Here is a 16,478-nt window from a genome sequence, read left to right on the forward strand (position 1 = left end):
ATATTTCTCCATGATAGAGTAGTTTAAAGATTATTAAGGAGGATTTTTACTTATGATACGTTCAGCAGAGCCTAAAGATGCTAATGAAGCTATGGATTTAGTAATGATTGTTTTAAGAGACATGGAATTAGACGTTTTTAATAAGCTAGCCGAAGATGATGTTAAAAAATTACTTATCAAAGCTTTTATTAAAGAACCTAATTATAGATACGGATTCAACAACGCGATTGTTAAAGAAATTGATGGTCACGTTGCCGGTGTTGCTTTCGGATATCCAGACCATTTGGAAAAAAATATCGATGATGCTTTCATCAATCTACTATTAAATCATAATTTATCTGAAGAATATAAACTATTTCATGATGAAGAAACATTTAAAGATGAATGGTACTTAGACACCTTAGTTACTTCTCCTGATTTCAGAGGAAAAGGCGTTGCTAGAGAATTACTGGATTCACTACCCTATCTTGCAAAAAAACATAACCGCAATAAATTAGGATTGAATGTTGACACAATTAACGAGAGTGCTAGAAGAATTTATCTAAACAACGGGTTTGAAAAAGTTGGTCAAATTGAAATTTCTAATCATGATTACGATCACTTACAAAAACTTGTTGATTAAATATAATACGCCAGAGTAACGAAAGAATAAATTTATTCTTTTGTTACTCTTTTTTTTATCAATTCACTTGCATTTATAGATTTTTTGCTCTATACTAAACAAATGAATAAACATTCATATGACAAATCAAACATATTTTAAAAGGAGGAGTTTTTTTATGGAACAATCACTTACTAACAATAAAAAACACACTGAACACAATCACGAACATGACCATGAGCACGATCACGGTGGGCACGATCACGATCATGGAAAATTACCTGTCATCTTATTTTTCATAGGTTTAGCCACTTATATCGCTAGTCTATTCACACCAGATGGTATGCTACAAAATATTCTAGCTACTGTGACAATTTTTATGTCTGGGTATCATATTATTATTGAGGGATTTGAAGATACAATTACTCAAACAAAAGCTAATCGTAAATTCACGCCTAATGTCCATATCCTAATGACGCTTGCAGCATTTGGAGCCGCCATTATTGGTGACTTTAAAGAAGGAGCTTTACTTATCGTTATCTTCGCTGGCGCTCACTTCTTAGAAGACTACGCTGAGGGTAAAAGTAAACGTGAAATTACTAATTTAATGAAAATGAATCCAACAGAAGCTCGCCTAATTAAAGCAGATGGTTCCACTGAAATAGTAGATGTGTCTACTTTAAAAATTGGTGATCAATTAAAGATTTTAAACGGTGACCAAATCCCAACAGATGGTCGTATTATCTCTGGATACACTTCTATTGATGAAGCTTCTATTAACGGTGAAAGTGTGCCGGCTGAAAAAACAGTTGGGGATGATGTCTACGGAAGTACCATTAATGGTAATGGAATGATTACCATTGAAGTCACTAAAGAGAGCTCGGATACTGTTTTTGCTAAAATCTTACAACTCGTTAATCAATCACAATCGAACCTTTCAAAAAAGGCGACTAAGATTAAAAAATTAGAACCAAAATATGTGACTGCTGTTATGATTATCGTGACACTTTACATTCTTGCTATGCCACTTATCTTTGGTGCTACTTGGTATGATAGTTTCTATAAAGGGATGGTCTTTCTTACTGTTGCCTCACCTTGTGCCCTAGCTGCCAGTGACGTTCCTGCTACATTATCAGGAATTTCTAACTTAGCTAAACGTGGTGTCTTGTTTAAAGGCGGTTCATTCCTTTCCAACTTAGAAGGTATTCGTGCCATTGCCTTTGATAAAACAGGGACTTTAACTGAGGGTAAACCAAAAGTAACTGACGTTTTCTTCACAGTTGAAAATGAAAATAATTCAGCTAATTACTTAAATATTATTGCAGCGATGGAAAAACAGGCTAACCACCCATTAGCTAATGCTATTTTATCTCACATTAATGTCACTGAAGTTCTTTCTCTTGATATTGAAAACCAAATTGGTAAAGGCCTAGTTTCAACATATAAAGGAATTACCTATCGTATTGGTAAGCCTGCCCAATTTACAAAAGTTGATAGCAAAATCGAACAACTTAACCATACTTATTCAGAACAAGGAAAAACAGTTGTTTACTTCTCTGAAAACGAAAAAGTTATTGGCTTAATCGCCATGATGGATTTACCAAATGAAAATTCTAAACAAGTTATTTCTTATCTTAAATCTCAAGGAATTCACACAACAATGATTACTGGTGACGCTGAAAAAACTGGCCGTGCCGTTGCTAATCAACTTGGTATGGACGAAGTTGTTGGCAATGTTTTACCTGAAAATAAATCTGCTATTATTGAAGACTTAGAAGCAAAATATGGTTCTACTGCAATGGTTGGCGATGGTGTCAATGATGCTCCAGCTCTTGTTAAAGCGGATGTGGGAATTGCTATGGGTGAAGGAACGGATATCGCTATCGACGTTGCTGATGTTGTTCTTATGAAAAACGATTTAACTAAATTAAGTTATGCTCATCGTATTTCTAAACGTTTAGATAAAGTCGTTATGCAAAACATCACTTTTTCTATGTTCATTGTAGTTTTACTTGTCATCCTTAATATAATGGGCAAGATGAATTTACCTCTTGGTATTATTGCACATGAGGGTAGTACATTAATTGTTTTATTCAATGGATTAAGATTGTTGAAACCTTTACAAGAATAAAAATATCAAAAAGAAGCTGATTATTCTGATCAGCTTCTTTTTAATTTTATCCATATTGTTTAAGTTAGGTATTAAAAGGATCGCGTATTTACGGTTGTGCCATCCACATTGGCTCTAGGGTATTGCCATCTAAATCTTGAACTTCTAAACCATACATCATTTCTTCTGGCATTCCTGTTTCGATTTGGTAAACATTACCACCATTGTTTCTGGCTGCTTCACCAAAATCTTTCACTTCTTGCGCATCATTCATAGAAAAAGCAATCAAGGCACTACTTGTTTTTGTATTATCCGCTACCGTTCTGTTTGGTGTAAAGAATTCATATCTAGCATGTTCAAGTAACATCACAAAAAAGTTATCATCCCAGACCATGCAACTTGTATCTTCTGTTGAAAATACTGGATTTAATTTAAAACCTAATTTTTCATAAAATATAGTAGAAGCTTTCACATCTTTGACTGGAAAATTAACAAAAACCATTGTAGCCATTTAACATCATTCCTTTTCTTTAAGATGATTAATTATAATACAGATCATATATATCAGGTTAGTAAAAAGCACTTAAGATTCATTTTAATCTTAAGTGCCTTTAATTATTCAAATGTTAAGGTTTGCTTTTTCTCTGCTGCTTCAAACATTACTTCAATTAATCGTAATACGCGATATACCTCTTCATTTTTCACAATTGGTTCCGCATTATTTCTGATAACATCATAAAAGTTATGATAGAAATTATCAAAATCGGATGGAACTTCAGTGATCTCAAATGTTGTTGTCGCTTCTTCTGATGGTGGTGCCATTGTTTTGGTTAAACCTTGTCCCGCTTGAATTGGCACTAAGTTATGATGATCAATGGTACCTGTTTGTTTAACAATTTTTCCAGATAAATCCCAATCATTAATTACTGCTGCTCCTTCAAAACCACGAACATACCATCTTGGTAATTTAACAAAATTAGTTGTACCTACTTCAACAATTGCTTTGACGCCATTTTCAAAAGTTAGATAACTAATAAAACCATCATCCACTTCATCTCCCAAGACATAACTTAAATCACAAGAGACTGTTTTTAATTTACTATTGATCATAAATAACATTTGATCTAATAAGTGAACGCCCCAATCAAGGACCATTCCACCACCATGTTGTTTTAAATGGCGCCAGTCACCAGGAATACCATTAGCGCCTTGAACACGAGACTCGATTTGGAATAAATCACCTATTTGATGAGTTTTATATAAATCACGGATAATTAAAAAGTCATTGTCCCATCGTCTATTTTGATGTACCATAAAGGTTTTATTTTCAACTTTTGAGATAGCTATTACTTCTTCTAATTCCGTTGTGTTCATCATCACTGGTTTTTCACAGACAACGTGCTTACCAGCTTTCATTGCTTTAATAGCTAGTTCTTTATGACTGTCATTAGGTGTCGCAATTAAAACAGCTTCCACCGTTTCATCTGCTAAGACACTTTCTAACGTTTCATATGTTTTAAATTTATTTTCTTTGGCTAAATCAAGACGAGTTGGATCAATGTCATAAACACCGACCACTTTTACACCATTTGATTCTTGAATTAAATCTTTAGCATGGTAACTACCCATTCCACCATAGCCAATAACGACGAAGTTTATTAAATCCATTGTTCTCCTCCTTATCTTAAGCCCACCACATACCACCAGGTTGGTCTTTGATCATAATTGATTTCAAATTAGTTACTGCACGGTCAAATCCTTCATCAATCGACATAATCGGATCTTCATGCTCAATACTTAAAACATAGTCGTAACCGTATAAACGAAGGGCACTAATAATATCAGACCACTCTTGAATACTATGACCACAACCAACAGATCTAAAGGTCCACGCACGTGTTTGAACGTCACTATATGGTTGCATATCTGTTAAACCATGCATGTTAATGTTATCTTGATCTAAATAAGTATCTTTGGCGTGGAAATGGTTAATTGCATTTTCCTTACCTAATATTTTAATTGCACCAACTGGGTCAATTCCTTGCCACCATAAATGAGATGGATCTAAATTACAGCCAATATTTTTCCCCGCTGCATCTCTTAATTTAAGCATAGTATATGGTGTATGTGCTAAGAAGCCACCATGTAACTCAATCCCAATTTTAACACCGGCTGCATCACACTCTTGATTAATTTCTTTCCAATAAGGAATTAATTTTTTCTCCCATTGATAGTTATAAATATCAGTGTAGTCTGTAGGCCAAGGTAACACAGGCCAGTTAACGCTTGTGTCTGTTTCGTTACCTCCAGCAACACCTGAAAAGCCATTAACAATCGGCACATTCATCATTGAAGCTAATTTGATTGTCTTACGTAATAATTCATCTGCTTCAGTTGCTTCAGCTTTATTGGGAGAGATTGGATTATGATGGGCACTAAAAGCACTGATTTCTAACCCTTTATCTTGTAGTTTTGCTAAATATTCTTTTCTAGCATCCCCACTTGCTAGTAATTTGTCAATATCACAGTGAGCTGTACCTGGAGAGCCTCCCGTACCAATTTCCACTGTTTGCAATCCTCTTTTAGCAACTTCTTCAATCATTTCATCAAAACTTAAATTATTAAATAATGGAGTAAAAACGCCTAATTTCATCTCATCCAATCCTCTCTAGTTTAATTTACTTAATGCTTCTATATTTACTTTAGCACTTTCCATTGGTGTTAGTGATTGGAAGGCTTCCTGTTCAATGACCACCCATTCTAACTTAGCTGCCTTCGCCCAATTCATATAAGAATCGATTGGAAGAATTCCTTTTCCGATTTCAGTACTTTCTTTTTCATCGTTAATTGTCAGCATATCTTTAATATGCAGCCAACTGATATTTTTCTTATGTTTTTCTAACCAAGGAATCACGTCAATTCCAGCATAAGATAACCAATAAGTATCCACTTCTAGCTGAATATCAGGAATCATCTCAATCATTTTTTCTAAAACATTCACATTGGGAATATCCATTATTTCATGCGCATGATTGTGATAACCTAGAACTAATTTTTTTTGTTTAAGTTTTTCAGATAATTCTTTTAATTGCTCAATTTTGACTTCCCATTCTTCTATTGAATCTGCACCTATATGAGGAACAATCACGGAATGATTATTGATTGCTTTTTCAAAAGCGACAACTTCTTCAAAATTTTCTAGCAAAGAGTCAAAACCAACATGCGAACCTGATACTTTTAAAGAAATATCTTGTAATTTTTGCTGTAAATCTGAGGCTTTTAAATTATAATAACCTGCAAACTCCACTCCATCATAGCCAAATTTTTTTACTTTTTCTAAAACTTCTTCAAAATTTTCAGCACAGGCGTCTTGAACACTCCACAGTTGTAAACTAATTAATGGTTTCATTATTATGAACTCCTATTTCTACAATTTCTCTAATGGTTGATGATTACCATAAGTTGGATACGTATTATCCGTTGGCGTTGCCCATCTCACAGCATTTTTAATCACTCGTTGAACTTTTGGATGGTAGTAAGAAGGGTACGTCTCATGTCCTGGTTGGAAATAGAAAATCTTACCATTACCACGGCGATACGTACAGCCTCCACGGAACACTTCTCCACCTTGATACCAATTAATAAAAATCAATTCTTCTGGAGTTGGAATATCAAAATGCTCTCCATACATTTCTTCTTTTTCAAGATCAATGTACTCACCAATGCCTTCAACAATTGGGTGACTTGGATTAACATTCCAAATACGACATTTTTCATCTGCCTCACGCCACTTCAAATCACAAGTTGTTCCCATTAATTTTACAAATATTTTAGACATATGTCCTGAATGTAGAACAATCAAACCCATTCCTTGCAAGACACGTTCGTGCACACGGTTGACGATTTCCTCTGAAACTTCATCATGAGCAATATGTCCCCACCAGATTAAAACGTCTGTATCATTTAAAACTTCCTCTGTTAAACCATGCTCCTCTTCATCAAGAGTTGCTGTTCTCACCTGAAAATCTTCTTGTAAGAAATTTTTTAATTGTTCATGAATCCCCTCTGGATAAACTTCACGAACTTTCTCATCAGTCTTTTCATGACGGTATTCATTCCACACAGTGACATTAATCATTTTCCACACTCCTATTTATTTAAAAATACTGGTTCACCAAGTTCTGAAGATTTATAAATAGCTTCTAAAATTTCAGTAACGACAAGTGCTTGTTCGGGTTTTACAACTGGTTCTGTGTCATTAATAATCGCATTAACCCAAGATTGAGCTTCTACAACAGCTGGATCTGTTCCGGCTCCATCGTAAAAATCAACGCCACCTGTTTCAAGTTCTACTTTTTTCTGATACAACAGACCACGATCTTCACCATTAATTGTTAAACCGTTTTTCATGTCTGCTCCAGCTTTAGTTCCTGAAAGGCTGGTTTTAGCTTCATCTACATCTAAGCTATTGATTGCCCAGCTTGCTTCTAAAGTAATTGAAGCACCGTTTTCCATTGTAATAAAACCAAATGCAGAATCTTCGACTGTGAATTTTTCTGGATCCCATGGTCCCCATGCATTAGCTGCATTTTTAGTTGAAGATAATTTATGATACGCATTTCCAACAACATATTTAGGTTTATAATTATCCATCATCCATAAGGTTAAATCTAAAGCGTGTGTACCGATATCGATTAATGGACCGCCACCTTGAGCTTCTTCATCTAAGAACACACCCCAAGTTGGTACAGCACGACGACGAATAGCGTGTGCTTTACCTACGTAAATTTCGCCTAAATCACCATCTGAACAAGCAGCATGTAAGTACTGTGAATCTGTTCTAAAACGGTTTTGATAACCAATTGTTAATTTTTTCCCTGTTTCTTTAGCAGCCGCTAACATCGCTCTTGCTTCTTCACTTGTTTTCGCCATTGGTTTTTCACACATAACGTGTTTATCTGCATGAAGACCAGCAATTGAAATTTCTGCATGCGAGTTATTTGGTGTACAAACATGAATCACATCAATTAATTCATCTTTTAATAATTCCTTATAATCTGTATACACTTTTGTTGATTCACTGCCAAAATCCGCTTTCGCTTTAATCGCTTTTGCTTCATCTATATCACAGAAAGCAACCATTTCTACTTCTTTTACTTGTTTTAATGCTGGCATATGTTTCCCGTTAGCAATTCCGCCACATCCGATAATCCCAATTTTTAATGTCATAATAAAACCCCCATCAATGTTTTGTTTGTACGTTCATTCTACAAAACTTTGATAGGGGTTTCTTCCTTGTTTCATGCTTAATTATTCCCGAATATTGCCTTGTGAAATTTAAGAGGCGACATTCCTACTTGTTCCTTAAAAACATGATGAAAAGTCTTTACACTATTAAAGCCTGATTTTTCTGCCACTTCAATCATCGGTATTTTTTCATGAGAGAGAATGTATTTTGCTTGATTGATTCGATAATCAGTCAGAAACTGCATAAACGTTTGACCAGTATTTTTTTTAAAAAACCTTGAGAAATAATAAGGGCTAAAACCAACAACTTCGGCAATGTCATCTAAAGTGATTAATTCCTCGTAATGATTCTCAATATAAATGAAGATTTCGTTTAGCCTTTCCAATGTTTCGTGATTATTAGTAGCATCCACAAAATTAGCTTTTTTATAAATATCTGGTTTGGCTGGAATTTCACGATAATATATTGTCATTAATCTTAACAAATCACTGATCATCGCATGCTCATAACCAATTTTTAGCTCACTCATCTCTTGAATCAAATCATGTAAACAAGCTAGAACTTTTTCTTTTACTTCATTCGGCCAATGAACACTATGGTTCTCGGCCTCTTCAAATAATTTAGCTAATTCTTTATGACTTTTTTCTTTAAATAAAGTGTCTCTAAATAAACTTAAATCAAATTGAAATACCCTTCTAATACTACCAGGTGATGCAACAAAATAGTGACTTTCACCACTCCCAAAAACAAAAATATCACCTTCATGCACTTGAATAATTTGATCATTATAACCAATATTTACTGATCCTTTTGTCACATAAATAATTTCTATTTCTTTATGCCAGTGTGGCGGAACAATGATTTCGCCCTCATTTTCAAACGTCCTAAATGGAAATGATAACGGCCACTCTGGAATTTCTAAATATAAGCTCACGATAAGTCCCCTTCCTGTGGCTTTCTCATGAAATTAGTATAGCAAACTTGATAAAAAAAGAAAAAATTTCTTCCTTTATGAAGTTACATTTTCTTAAAAATCAAATCATAATGATGAGGAATATAACGACGTCTGTACATTGGTACCATAGAAACTAATTCATAACCCTCTCTTAAATATTCATTTAAAATATCAGCATAATCTTCTTTCATTTCACCAGAAATTTTAGTCTTAATTGATATATAGCGGTACATTTCTAATACACTCCTTCCCTAAAAAAATTAACATAATACAACGTATTAAAAAGAATTCGTATAAATAAAACAGAGGCTGACATTTTGGTCAGCCTCTCTCTTGATACGATTTCTTTATCTTTAATGCCCTTTACGCTTTTTCAGTTTTTTTAATTGAGCTTTATCAAATTTTTCTTGCTTCAAACGTTCTTTTTCCGCCTTCGAAATTTGTTTCCTCTCAATCTTTAAACTGTCTTGAATCTCTCTCATTGCGTCTTGGGACTTAGTCGAAATAACTGTTTGTTTTTTTTGACGATTGATTAATCGTTGCATCCGTTTTGGGTTGATTTTTTTAGTTTCTTCCACCGATTCAGTGATATCACTAAACCGACTATTTACCAAAATGGACGTCAATTCATAATCAATAAAATCAAGAACTTCCGCATCTTTTGGTGCTCTACCAAACATATGCTTATAAACAAGCAACTTATTCCTTTCCTGATATTCAATCAAACCGTACCAAAAACTACCATCAAAATAAATTGTTAATTTCATGATAGCCCTCCTTTATAAAAAATTACAATGGACGACCTGGAGGGAAGGATACTAACACGTTTTAGCGTGCTTACGGACTACCAACCGTAACGTGATTTTATGTGGCTTTATTATATAACCTGACGTATTATATAGCAAATAAAAGTAAAAAAAGAAGATAAAGTTTTCACTTTACCTTCTCATCCATTCTTACTTAGCGTAATCTACTGCTCGTAATTCACGGACAACAGTTACTTTAATGTGACCTGGATATTCTAATTCGCTTTCAATGCGTTTTCTAACATCTCTCACTAATAATATCGCTTCATCATCTGTTACTTCGTCTGGTTTAACCATAACGCGGATCTCACGACCAGCCTGGATAGCAAAACTTGTATCCACACCTGGGAAATCATTAGCAATGTTTTCTAAGCGCTCTAAGCGTTTAATGTAGTTTTCTAAAGATTCACTTCTAGCGCCTGGTCTTGCGGCAGATAATGCATCTGCTGCTGCAACTAAGACTGAAATAACAGAAGTGGCTTCTACATCGCCATGATGTGAGGCTACAGCGTTAATAACAACTGAATTTTCTTTATACTTACTTACTAATTCTGTTCCAATTTCAACATGTGAACCATCCACTTCATGATCTAGTGCTTTACCAATATCATGTAATAGTCCCGCACGTCTTGCTAAGACTGGATCTTCTCCCAACTCTTCAGCTAGAACACCAGCTAACTTAGCTACTTCTATCGAATGATTCAACACGTTTTGACCATAACTTGTTCTGAATCTCATACGACCCAAAATCTTAATTAAGTCTGGATGTAATGAGTGAACGCCAACATCAAATGCCGCATTTTCACCATACTCTCGAATTCTTTCGTCCATCTCTTTACGAGATTTCTCAACCATCTCTTCAATACGAGCTGGATGAATTCGACCATCTTGAATTAATTTTTCTAAGGTCATTCTTGCCACTTCACGTCTGATTGGATCAAATCCTGAAAGCACAACTGCTTCTGGTGTATCGTCAATGATCAAATCTATTCCCGTTAGTGTTTCAAGTGTACGAATATTACGACCTTCACGGCCAATAATACGGCCTTTCATGTCGTCATTTGGTAAATTAACAACTGTTACAGTTAATTCTGATACTTGATCAGCAGCACAACGTTGAATCGCTAGAGAAAGTAAATTCTTCGCTTTTCTATCCGCTTCTTCTTTGGCTTTTTGATTACTATCTTTAACAAACATCGCTCTTTCATGGGTTAATTCTTGTTCTGTTTCATCCATGATAAGATCTTTTGCTTCATCTTTTGTTAAAGATGCAATTTTTTCAAGCTCATCTTTTTGCTTGTCGATTAATTCTGATACCTCTTGTTCTCGCTCATCAATCAATTGTCTCTTAGAATCAATCTTTTCCTCTTTTTCCTCAAGTGTACGTTCGCGCTTTTCTAAAGAGTCATCTTTGCGATCAAGATTATTTTCTTTTTGTAATAGTCTATTCTCTTGATTTTTTATTTCTACTCTTTCCTCTTTCAGCTCACTTTCGATTTCAAATCGGTAATCCTGATTCTGTTCCTTAGCCTCCAACAAATACTCCTTTTTAAGAGTCTCAGCATCTTTTTTAGCCTGTCCCAAAATACCAGCAGCTGTATTATTAGCCCCTGCAATTTCCTTACTATGTTGAGACTTCGCAAAAAAGTAGCCTAGTGTCAAACCTACAATTAATCCGATGATAGTGAGGAGTATCAAATTCATAAAAACACCTCCATACTATCTGTCATTATTTTTTTATGTGTAGATTAAAAGTAAAATATTACTAAATCATGCTCTACAGGCATGAGTGTATAAAATAAAACTATACATCCTTCATTTTAAGCTTTGTTAAATGGAGTGTCAACTTAAATAATAGCTTATTAAGAACATAAAAAACTGTTAAATGAAGTGTTCGTTCATTTAACAGTCGATATTTTAGTTTTATTCTTCTAACTCTAAAGCAATATCCTCTGACGGGGTATCCTTTTCAGGTATCTCTGGTTCTTCTGGTGCTGCGTCAATGTTGTATGCTACTCTAACTTGTTGATAAATTTCTTCCATCATTTCTGGATGTTCTGCAAAATATTTTTTCGCATTTTCACGACCTTGACCAATACGCTCTTCTTTATATGAATACCATGCACCGCTTTTATTCACAATATCTTTTTCAGCAGCCATATCAAGAAGTTCTCCTTCTTGTGAAATACCCTCTCCGTACATGATATCTACTTCAGCTATTTTAAATGGTGGTGCTACTTTATTTTTTACTACTTTAATTTTTGTACGGTTACCAACTATATCTGTTCCTTGTTTCAACTGCTCTGCACGTCTCACTTCTAATCTCACAGTTGCGTAAAATTTTAAGGCACGTCCACCAGGAGTTATTTCTGGATTACCAAACATTACGCCAACTTTTTCACGAATTTGATTGATAAAAATCGCAATTGTTTTAGTCTTATTAATTGTTCCAGATAATTTCCTTAAAGCTTGAGACATCAAACGTGCTTGTAGACCCACATGACTATCTCCCATTTCTCCATCAATTTCAGCACGCGGAACTAAAGCAGCCACTGAATCGATTACTACAATATCAATTGCTCCACTTGAAACAAGTGCTTCTGCAATACTTAATCCTTGCTCTCCGGTATCAGGTTGAGAAAGAAGTAATTCATCAATATTTACACCTAATGCTTGTGCATATTTAGGATCTAAGGCATGTTCAGCATCGATAAAAGCAGCAGTACCACCCTCTTTTTGAACAGAAGCAATCGCATGTAATGCAACTGTTGTTTTACCCGAGCTTTCTGGTCCATAAACTTCAATAATACGACCACGAGGATACCCACCAACACCTAAAGCAGAGTCTAAGGCTAATGATCCACTTGAGACAGTAGATATTTGTGTATCTACTTTTTCTCCTAGCTTCATGACTGAACCTTTACCAAAATCTTTTTCTATTTTTTTTAATGCTGCATCTAATGCAGTTTTACGATTATCTGACATCAATGTGCCTCCTCAAATTTATCTCTTCTATGAACATAATACTGTCTTTTTTATAAAAAAGCAAGATAAAAGCGAACAGATATTCGCTTTTATTTTTTCATAACTTTTCTTAAATAATTTAAGCTATGTTTGACCGCACCATCCTTTATATATTCAAAATCACGGTTGATCATTATTTTTTTACTCTCTACTTCTGTTTCAGTTGCAATAGCTATAAAAATTGTTCCCACTGGATGTTCGCTATTCTGATGTTTTTTATCTACAACCATCATACTTAATCCGAAATCAGTTTGCATCTCTTCTTTAATTTTAGTGGCCAATATTTCACAGTTTTTAAGGGTATATAATTCACTCTCAACAGCTAAATAGGCTGATAAACTTTTATCAGAATAAAGAACTCTTCCTCCACACATTATGTCACAACTTGCTTCAACCTTACTAATACGACTTTGACAAAGACCACCTGTTGTTGTTTCTAAAATAGATAGTGTTTGTTTGTTTTCCTTGAGTAAAGTAGCAATGACTTCTTCTATCGTTAAGTTCTCACCATATCCATAAAAGTACTCACCAACTTTTTTCATAATTTCTATTTCTACTTGATCAAGAAGTGACTCACCTTCTTGATCATCTTCACACTTCGCAGTAATTCTTAGCATGACTTCATTTGATTTGGCATAAGGGGCTATAGTTGGATTAGTCTGCATTTTAATCATCTCGCTCAATTCAGTAACTAATCGAGATTCACCAATTCCCATAAAACGTAAGTACCTAGATACTAGTTTCATTTTATTAGGTAACATCTTACTTAGAAGTGGCAACACACCTACTTCTATCATTTTTTTCATTTCTCTTGGTGGACCTGGTAACAGTAAATAATTTATTTTATTTTTTTCAATTAATAAACCACAAGCTAGACCTGCTGGATTTTGAATCGTAGTAGCTCCTTTAATTGTTAAAGCTTGTTGTTTATTATTTTCTGTCATCGGCCGGTCTGAGTAAACAAAATAATCCGTAACATGTTTCAATGCTTTTTCATCATACATCAGTTCTTCATCAACAAACTTCGCCACTGTTTGTTTCGTTAAATCGTCTTCTGTTGGACCCAAACCACCACATAGAACGACTAAAGTAGATCTTTTACTTGCTTCTTCTATACTATGAAATAATCGTGCTTCATTATCACCTACTACTTGTTGATGATATAAATCAAATCCTAACTCAGTTAAAATTTGGGATAAGTAAGTTGCATTTGTATTAACAATTTGACCTAATAAAATTTCTGTTCCTACTGCGATAATCTCTGCTTTCATCTTTCACCCTCACAATCAATATACGATATTTTCCACTATTTTATTTTATCACAACAAAACACTAATAAATTTCTTTAAGTTCAATTAAATATTATTAATAATCGTTTACTATCATATGGAAAATGGCACACTTCATGGTAGAATGAGTGGTAAGTAAAATACCATTAATTATAAGGAGAGTTCTTATGGCTCAATATAAAAGTGTCTTTGATATCATCGGACCTATCATGATCGGACCAAGTAGTTCACATACCGCCGGAGCAGCTCGCATTGGAAAAGTCGTCCGCCAAATTTTTGGCGAACAACCTGAAACTGTGGATTTGTATCTCTACGAGTCCTTTGCTAAAACGTATCGCGGACATGGGACCGACATTGCTCTTGTCGGTGGTTTATTAGATATGGAGCCCGATGATGCTCGTTTGTCTGGTTCATTAAAAATTGCTCATGAAATGGGAATGGAAGTCGCTTTCATCCCTAAACAAGAAAAAGCAGATCATCCCAATTCAGTAAAAATTGTTGTGAAATCTGGAAAACGTACGTTAACCTGTATGGGTATTTCAATTGGTGGTGGTGCTATTCAAATATCTGAACTTAATGGCTTTAAGATTAATTTAGATTTATCTACACCAACTTATCTAACTGTTCACCAAGATAAACCTGGGATCATCGCTAAAGTAACCGCAGTTTTATCTGAGCATGATATTAACATTAGTACGATGACCGTAACAAGAGAAGCTAAAGGTGATAAAGCGATTATGATCATTGAAGTGGATGAACGGATCGAAGGTTTAACGGATAAATTAAAGACCATTGATTATATAGATGAAGTAAGTTTCTTTGGTTAAGGAGGAAAATGAATGTTTCAATCAATTGAAGAGTTAGTTATTATGGCGAATCAATGCGGTTCGATTCATGAAGCTATGATCCAAACTGAAATCGAAACCTCTCAACATTCAAGAAAAAAAATTCTTGAACATATGGGAAAAAATTTAGATGTGATGACAGCTTCTATTGAAAAGGGGGTTAAAGGAGTCACCTCTGTTACTGGACTAACAGGTGGAGATGCTACCAAAATGAATGATTATCTTAACAAAGGTGATTTTTTAAGCGGTAAGACTATTTTAACAGCCGTTCAAAATGCCGTTGCTGTCAATGAAGTCAATGCCGAAATGGGTGTTATTTGTGCGACACCTACTGCTGGTAGTGCCGGTGTAGCTGCTGGTGTTCTATCCGCCTTAACAGAAGAGCGTGGGTTAACTCGTGAACAACAAATTAATTTCCTCTTTACAGCCGGTGCTTTTGGTTTAGTGATTGCCAATAATGCTTCAATTAGTGGTGCTGCTGGGGGTTGCCAAGCCGAGATTGGTTCTGCTAGTGCCATGGCAAGTGCTGCTCTTGTTGAAGTTTGTGGTGGTACCCCGGAACAATCAGCTCAAGCAGTGGCAATTACAATTAAAAATATGATGGGACTTATTTGTGATCCTGTCGCAGGACTTGTTGAAGTTCCTTGTGTGAAAAGAAATGCTTTAGGTGCCTCACAAGCCTATGTTTCTGCAGATATGGCTCTAGCTGGTATTACAAGTGTCATTCCTCCAGATGAGGTAGTTGAAGCCATGCACCGTGTTGGAATGCAAATGCCTAGTATTTTTAAAGAAACTGCTGAAGGTGGTTTAGCGACAACTAAAACTGGCCTTGCCATTTCTAATAAGTTATACCCTAAAGATTGACAGATGATTCTTTATAAGTTTATATAATAATAAATATCAAGAGAGGATGACTTTAAGATTATCCTCCCTTGGTATTTTTTCGAATGTTAAAAAATACCATAAAAAAATATTGTTATAAGTTCTTCAATAGGAAGTTGATTATTAGAATAAGTATTGTCATTCATGTACGCTGATAATACTCTCAGATAATGTAATGAAACCTGTTCTGCTGAGTAATCTTTTTTTATTTTTTTATCTAAATTTTCAAAAAAATACTTAAATGGTTTAAAATAATTATCATTCCATAACATAAATATTTGCTGCTGACTTTTTTCAGATAACTCTTCTTTCATATCTTTCATCATCAAAGAAAAATTAATGGAATGATTCTTTATTAAATAGTCTGACATTTCGAACAACTTTTTTTCTGGTGTTACCTCTTTTTTTAGAATGTGTGCTAACTCACTCCCAATTTCCTCTGTAAAATTGGTTAACACATTAACATAGATATCTTCCTTATTTTTAAAATGATGGTAAATGGCTGGTTGTGTAATATTTAAGCCCATCGCTATTTGACGAGTAGATGTTGACACATAACCTTGAGTCATAAATAGCTCTGTTGCGTAATTTATTATCTCTTCTTTTTTACTTTTCATATAAACACCTCAATTAATATAGTTTCATCATAATATGATTTGGAAAAATACTCAACAGCCTGAAACTTATCAGTTGATAAGTTATTGTGTCACGTGATATT

Annotated in this window: 17 protein-coding genes; 4 read left to right on the forward strand and 13 right to left on the reverse strand. The window is 34.6% G+C overall.

The genetic code is table 11. The annotated features are described in order from the left end of the window. Positions 1 to 52 precede the first annotated feature (52 nt). Both FM121_RS04900 and FM121_RS04905 read left to right on the forward strand, forming a co-directional pair. Positions 53 to 622, forward strand: a complete 570-nt coding sequence (locus FM121_RS04900) for a GNAT family N-acetyltransferase (protein ID WP_086951041.1) — start codon at positions 53 to 55, stop codon at positions 620 to 622. Between the two features lie 157 nt (positions 623 to 779). Next, positions 780 to 2,732 (forward strand): heavy metal translocating P-type ATPase, encoded by a 1,953-nt coding sequence (locus tag FM121_RS04905; RefSeq protein WP_086951042.1) that lies wholly within the window; start codon positions 780 to 782, stop codon positions 2,730 to 2,732. 88 nt (positions 2,733 to 2,820) lie between these two features. Here the strand turns inward: FM121_RS04905 and FM121_RS04910 are convergent, their stop codons facing one another. The 12 genes from FM121_RS04910 to FM121_RS04965 all read right to left on the reverse strand — a co-directional run bounded on the left by FM121_RS04910 (position 2,821) and on the right by FM121_RS04965 (position 14,015). Then, positions 2,821 to 3,222 (reverse strand): VOC family protein, encoded by a 402-nt coding sequence (locus tag FM121_RS04910; RefSeq protein WP_086951043.1) that lies wholly within the window; start codon positions 3,220 to 3,222, stop codon positions 2,821 to 2,823. A 104-nt stretch (positions 3,223 to 3,326) separates the two neighbouring features. Continuing rightward, entirely contained in the window at positions 3,327 to 4,379 is a 1,053-nt protein-coding gene (locus FM121_RS04915; RefSeq protein WP_086951044.1) for a Gfo/Idh/MocA family protein, read from the reverse strand. Positions 4,380 to 4,395: 16 nt separating this feature from the next. Continuing rightward, the gene (locus tag FM121_RS04920; protein ID WP_086951045.1) at positions 4,396 to 5,364 is read right to left on the reverse strand and encodes a sugar phosphate isomerase/epimerase family protein; all 969 of its coding nucleotides are present in this window, start codon (positions 5,362 to 5,364) and stop codon (positions 4,396 to 4,398) included. Positions 5,365 to 5,379: 15 nt separating this feature from the next. After that, positions 5,380 to 6,120, reverse strand: a complete 741-nt coding sequence (locus tag FM121_RS04925) for a sugar phosphate isomerase/epimerase family protein (protein ID WP_086951046.1) — start codon at positions 6,118 to 6,120, stop codon at positions 5,380 to 5,382. 18 nt (positions 6,121 to 6,138) lie between these two features. Then, positions 6,139 to 6,849, reverse strand: coding sequence for a ThuA domain-containing protein (locus FM121_RS04930; RefSeq protein WP_086951047.1), 711 nt, complete (start codon positions 6,847 to 6,849; stop codon positions 6,139 to 6,141). A gap of 11 nt (positions 6,850 to 6,860) precedes the next feature. Continuing rightward, positions 6,861 to 7,940: a Gfo/Idh/MocA family protein gene (locus FM121_RS04935; protein WP_086951048.1), complete on the reverse strand. Its 1,080-nt coding sequence runs from the start codon at positions 7,938 to 7,940 to the stop codon at positions 6,861 to 6,863. 77 nt (positions 7,941 to 8,017) lie between these two features. Beyond that, positions 8,018 to 8,893, reverse strand: a complete 876-nt coding sequence (locus FM121_RS04940) for an AraC family transcriptional regulator (RefSeq protein WP_086951049.1) — start codon at positions 8,891 to 8,893, stop codon at positions 8,018 to 8,020. Between the two features lie 83 nt (positions 8,894 to 8,976). Continuing rightward, positions 8,977 to 9,147, reverse strand: a complete 171-nt coding sequence (locus FM121_RS04945; RefSeq protein WP_086951050.1) for a DUF4177 domain-containing protein — start codon at positions 9,145 to 9,147, stop codon at positions 8,977 to 8,979. A gap of 120 nt (positions 9,148 to 9,267) precedes the next feature. Next, positions 9,268 to 9,681 carry a YjdF family protein gene (locus FM121_RS04950; RefSeq protein WP_086951051.1) on the reverse strand — a complete coding sequence of 138 codons (414 nt, stop codon included), beginning with the start codon at positions 9,679 to 9,681 and terminating at the stop codon, positions 9,268 to 9,270. Positions 9,682 to 9,870: 189 nt separating this feature from the next. Then, on the reverse strand, positions 9,871 to 11,424 hold the full coding sequence (gene rny, locus FM121_RS04955) for a ribonuclease Y (protein ID WP_086951052.1): 1,554 nt from the start codon (positions 11,422 to 11,424) through the stop codon (positions 9,871 to 9,873). A 219-nt stretch (positions 11,425 to 11,643) separates the two neighbouring features. Further along, the gene (recA, locus tag FM121_RS04960) at positions 11,644 to 12,705 is read right to left on the reverse strand and encodes a recombinase RecA (RefSeq protein ID WP_086951053.1); all 1,062 of its coding nucleotides are present in this window, start codon (positions 12,703 to 12,705) and stop codon (positions 11,644 to 11,646) included. Between the two features lie 89 nt (positions 12,706 to 12,794). Beyond that, positions 12,795 to 14,015: a competence/damage-inducible protein A gene (locus FM121_RS04965; protein WP_086951054.1), complete on the reverse strand. Its 1,221-nt coding sequence runs from the start codon at positions 14,013 to 14,015 to the stop codon at positions 12,795 to 12,797. A gap of 185 nt (positions 14,016 to 14,200) precedes the next feature. Between FM121_RS04965 and sdaAB the strand changes: the two genes are divergently transcribed. Both sdaAB and sdaAA read left to right on the forward strand, forming a co-directional pair. Next, on the forward strand, positions 14,201 to 14,860 hold the full coding sequence (sdaAB, locus tag FM121_RS04970; RefSeq protein WP_086951055.1) for an L-serine ammonia-lyase, iron-sulfur-dependent subunit beta: 660 nt from the start codon (positions 14,201 to 14,203) through the stop codon (positions 14,858 to 14,860). Positions 14,861 to 14,872: 12 nt separating this feature from the next. Then, the gene (gene sdaAA / locus FM121_RS04975; protein WP_086951056.1) at positions 14,873 to 15,742 is read left to right on the forward strand and encodes an L-serine ammonia-lyase, iron-sulfur-dependent, subunit alpha; all 870 of its coding nucleotides are present in this window, start codon (positions 14,873 to 14,875) and stop codon (positions 15,740 to 15,742) included. A gap of 86 nt (positions 15,743 to 15,828) precedes the next feature. On the opposite strand, the gene FM121_RS04980 is transcribed toward sdaAA, so the two are convergent. Next, positions 15,829 to 16,377: a TetR/AcrR family transcriptional regulator gene (locus tag FM121_RS04980; RefSeq protein ID WP_086951057.1), complete on the reverse strand. Its 549-nt coding sequence runs from the start codon at positions 16,375 to 16,377 to the stop codon at positions 15,829 to 15,831. Positions 16,378 to 16,478 lie beyond the last annotated feature (101 nt).

Origin of the sequence: Vagococcus fluvialis bH819, assembly GCF_900163795.1 — a bacterium.
In the GTDB taxonomy this organism is placed as follows: Bacteria; Bacillota; Bacilli; order Lactobacillales; family Vagococcaceae; genus Vagococcus; species Vagococcus fluvialis_A.

Excerpts from the sequence above, each read along its gene's own strand:
- FM121_RS04900 (WP_086951041.1), top strand. The coding sequence starts at position 53 with ATGATACGTTCAGCAGAGCCTAAAGATGCTAATGAAGCTATGGATTTA.
- FM121_RS04905 (WP_086951042.1), top strand. The coding sequence starts at position 780 with ATGGAACAATCACTTACTAACAATAAAAAACACACTGAACACAATCAC.
- FM121_RS04910 (WP_086951043.1), bottom strand. The coding sequence starts at position 3,222 with ATGGCTACAATGGTTTTTGTTAATTTTCCAGTCAAAGATGTGAAAGCT.
- FM121_RS04915 (WP_086951044.1), bottom strand. The coding sequence starts at position 4,379 with ATGGATTTAATAAACTTCGTCGTTATTGGCTATGGTGGAATGGGTAGT.
- FM121_RS04920 (WP_086951045.1), bottom strand. The coding sequence starts at position 5,364 with ATGAAATTAGGCGTTTTTACTCCATTATTTAATAATTTAAGTTTTGAT.
- FM121_RS04925 (WP_086951046.1), bottom strand. The coding sequence starts at position 6,120 with ATGAAACCATTAATTAGTTTACAACTGTGGAGTGTTCAAGACGCCTGT.
- FM121_RS04930 (WP_086951047.1), bottom strand. The coding sequence starts at position 6,849 with ATGATTAATGTCACTGTGTGGAATGAATACCGTCATGAAAAGACTGAT.
- FM121_RS04935 (WP_086951048.1), bottom strand. The coding sequence starts at position 7,940 with ATGACATTAAAAATTGGGATTATCGGATGTGGCGGAATTGCTAACGGG.
- FM121_RS04945 (WP_086951050.1), bottom strand. The coding sequence starts at position 9,147 with ATGTACCGCTATATATCAATTAAGACTAAAATTTCTGGTGAAATGAAA.
- FM121_RS04950 (WP_086951051.1), bottom strand. The coding sequence starts at position 9,681 with ATGAAATTAACAATTTATTTTGATGGTAGTTTTTGGTACGGTTTGATT.
- rny (WP_086951052.1), bottom strand. The coding sequence starts at position 11,424 with ATGAATTTGATACTCCTCACTATCATCGGATTAATTGTAGGTTTGACA.
- recA (WP_086951053.1), bottom strand. The coding sequence starts at position 12,705 with ATGTCAGATAATCGTAAAACTGCATTAGATGCAGCATTAAAAAAAATA.
- FM121_RS04965 (WP_086951054.1), bottom strand. The coding sequence starts at position 14,015 with ATGAAAGCAGAGATTATCGCAGTAGGAACAGAAATTTTATTAGGTCAA.
- sdaAB (WP_086951055.1), top strand. The coding sequence starts at position 14,201 with ATGGCTCAATATAAAAGTGTCTTTGATATCATCGGACCTATCATGATC.
- sdaAA (WP_086951056.1), top strand. The coding sequence starts at position 14,873 with ATGTTTCAATCAATTGAAGAGTTAGTTATTATGGCGAATCAATGCGGT.
- FM121_RS04980 (WP_086951057.1), bottom strand. The coding sequence starts at position 16,377 with ATGAAAAGTAAAAAAGAAGAGATAATAAATTACGCAACAGAGCTATTT.